The 2,538-nt window shown below is 69.9% G+C and carries 3 protein-coding genes; 1 reads left to right on the top strand and 2 read right to left on the bottom strand.

The window, feature by feature from the left end:
• Window positions 1-287: 287 nt before the first annotated feature.
• Together QSG27_RS28510 and QSG27_RS28505 are read right to left on the bottom strand one after the other, a co-directional pair.
• Entirely contained in the window at window positions 288-1,169 is an 882-nt protein-coding gene (locus tag QSG27_RS28510; RefSeq protein WP_306712174.1) for a lipid kinase, read from the bottom strand.
• Entirely contained in the window at window positions 1,166-1,843 is a 678-nt protein-coding gene (locus QSG27_RS28505; protein ID WP_306712172.1) for an HAD family hydrolase, read from the bottom strand. Before QSG27_RS28505 ends, QSG27_RS28510 begins: the two co-directional genes overlap by 4 nt.
• A gap of 387 nt (window positions 1,844-2,230) precedes the next feature.
• On the opposite strand from QSG27_RS28505, the gene QSG27_RS28500 reads away from it, so the two are divergent.
• The coding region (locus tag QSG27_RS28500) for a DUF2076 domain-containing protein (protein WP_306712170.1) at window positions 2,231-2,538 on the top strand (308 nt) is incomplete at its 3' end.

Here is a 2,538-nt window from a genome sequence, read left to right as displayed (position 1 = left end):
GCTTTGGCCTTGAAGCTCATCCCCTGGTCCAGGGGTTCGACCGAGAAACTCATCGTCTGCATTGGCGTTCCCGTCCCGTCTCTTCTCTTCGTTCCCCTCGTGCGAGAGGGGCCCCGGCTGAAGGGGTGGGCCGCGGTTTCGTTGCCCTGGAGAAGGGAAGCGGCTTGGATTGGAGATACGGTATACCAGATACCATTAGCCCGCAAGCGATTATGTTCGCTCTGCGGACTGTTTCACGAACGGACGGGGGATGCGGGGAATGTCGCGCCGGGGTTGCGGGGGCAAGGTCACCGCGGTGGCGCGATCACCGCGACGACGCCGGGCCGCACGCGGAAGCGGGCCGGGGTGTGGGTGGTGATGTCGCCGTCCGTGTTCACCGGGCGGCGGTGGCGGGTGGCGATCTCCACTTCCTGCCCGTACCAGCAATGGACGTTCTTCCAGTGGCCGTGGCGCCCGCGGCGGAAATCGGGGAACAGGAAAGGCCATTCCCACCAGCCGCGCAGGTCGATGCTGTAAACGTCCAGCTTCCCGTCGTCGGGGGCGGCGTTCTCCTGCACCGTCATGCCGCCGCCGTAATGACGCCCGTTGCCGACACCGATCTGCACCGACTTGACGCGGTGCCGCTTCCCGTTGATGCGGATGTCGGCGCGGAAGGGCGCCATGCGCCGCAGGACGCGGAAGGCCGCCACGGCGTAGCCGAACACGCCCCAGCGCCGCTTCATCTCCCGCGTCAGCTCGCGGGCCAGCTCGACGCTGAGGCCGATGCTGGCGACGTTGAAGAAGGCGACGCCGTTGACCTCGCCGAGGTCGATGCGGCGTACCGGGCCGGTGACGGCCAGCTTCGCCGCCTCCCGCAGGTCCAGCGGGATTCCCAGCGTGCGCGCCAGATCGTTCGCCGTGCCCATGGGCAGGATGGCGAGCGGCAGGCCGGTGTCGGCCAGCGCCGGGGCCGCGGCGTTCAGCGTGCCGTCGCCGCCCCCGACGATCACCATGTCCACCTTGCCCGCATGGCCGCGGATCGATTCGGCGATGTCCTCCCGCTCCCGGCAATCCGCATGGACCAGCGCGACACCGGCCCGGGCGCATTCCTCCCGGATCTCGTCGAGCGCACGCTGCCCCTGGCGGGCCTTCGTGTTGACGATCAGCAGCGCGTTCCGTCTGGCGCTCAGCGTCGGCCTCCCACCTCGTCGAGATGCTCCAGCAGGCCGGCGGGGTCCTCGTAGACGCGGAAGGCCCCGGCGCGCTCCAGCTCGTCCTGCCCGTAGCCGCCGGAGAGCAGCCCGATGCTGAGCGCGCGGGCGCGCCGCGCGGCGAGGATGTCCCACACGCTGTCGCCGACCACGATGGCCGATTCGATCGGGACCTTCAGCCGCTCCGCCGCGGCCAGGAACAGGTCGGGGTCGGGCTTGGCGTATTTCACCTGATCGCGCGTCACCACCGGCACCGTGTCGCGGTCCACGCCCAGAGCCTCCAGCCCGTCGCGGGCCGTCTCGATCCGTCCGCTGGTGGCGATGGCCCAGGGGATGCCCGCCGCCGTCAGGTGGGACAGCAGCTCCTGCGCGCCGGGCAGCGGGCGGACACGCCCGGCCAGCCCGCGGAACGCCTCCCCATGGCGGCGGCGCAACCGCTCCAGAAGCTCCGGGCTGATGGCGAGGCCGGTCTCGCGCAGCAGCATGTTGGCGAACAGGCCGCCGCTCATGCCGATCTTGCGGTGGATGCGCCAGACCGACAGCTCGATTCCCTCATGGTCCAGCGCCTCCTGCCAGGCCAGCACATGCTGGTACACGCTGTCGATCAGCGTGCCGTCGAGGTCGAACAGGAAGGCCGTGTTGATGCGGTCCATGGCAGACTCCCCAGGCTGAATCCCGCTCCGTTGGAGCCGGCCCCCAGAGAGTTGGTGCCGGGCTTGCTGCGCCGCAACGGCCTGCCCGGAGTAGCGCAGCGCTGTTTTTTCCGCCGCCCCCCTCTCTTGACAGCTTTCCCGGCCCTCCCCACGTCTCCGGGACCTGTGATCCGGGCCCCTCTGGCGACTTAGACGTGGTCGCGATGTCGGATCTCTTCACCTGCTCTTGCGCCGACGGGCGTGACCGCACTTGGAGGGACCGATGCCCCCGTGGATCCGCGATACCCAGGCCTCCCGAACAGTCTCCACACCCGCCCCGACGCCGACACTCGCCCAGTGAACGGAATGCCGGGGCCTATCCGCACCATCCCTCAAACCATCGAGAGCATGAGCACCGCCATGGACCAGACCGAACGCCAGATCATTGACGACCTCTTCGCCAAGCTGCGTCAGGCCGAGGCCCAGTCCGGCCCGCGCGATCCGCAGGCCGAAGCCCACATCCGCGACACCATCGCCCGCCAGCCCGGCGCGCCCTATCTGATGGCGCAGGCCATCGTCATGCTGGAGCAGGCGCTGGCCGCCTCCCAGAACCAGAATCAGGAGCTGGAGCGCCAGCTCCAGGAGCGCCCGGCGGCGGCGGCGGGCGGCGGCGGCGGCATCTTCGGCGGCCTGTTCGGCGGCGCCGCCAAGCCCGC

It is taken from the genome of Azospirillum isscasi (assembly GCF_030849505.1).
Classification (GTDB): Bacteria; Pseudomonadota; Alphaproteobacteria; order Azospirillales; family Azospirillaceae; genus Azospirillum; species Azospirillum isscasi.
This window is presented reverse-complemented; position numbering and strand designations above follow the sequence as displayed.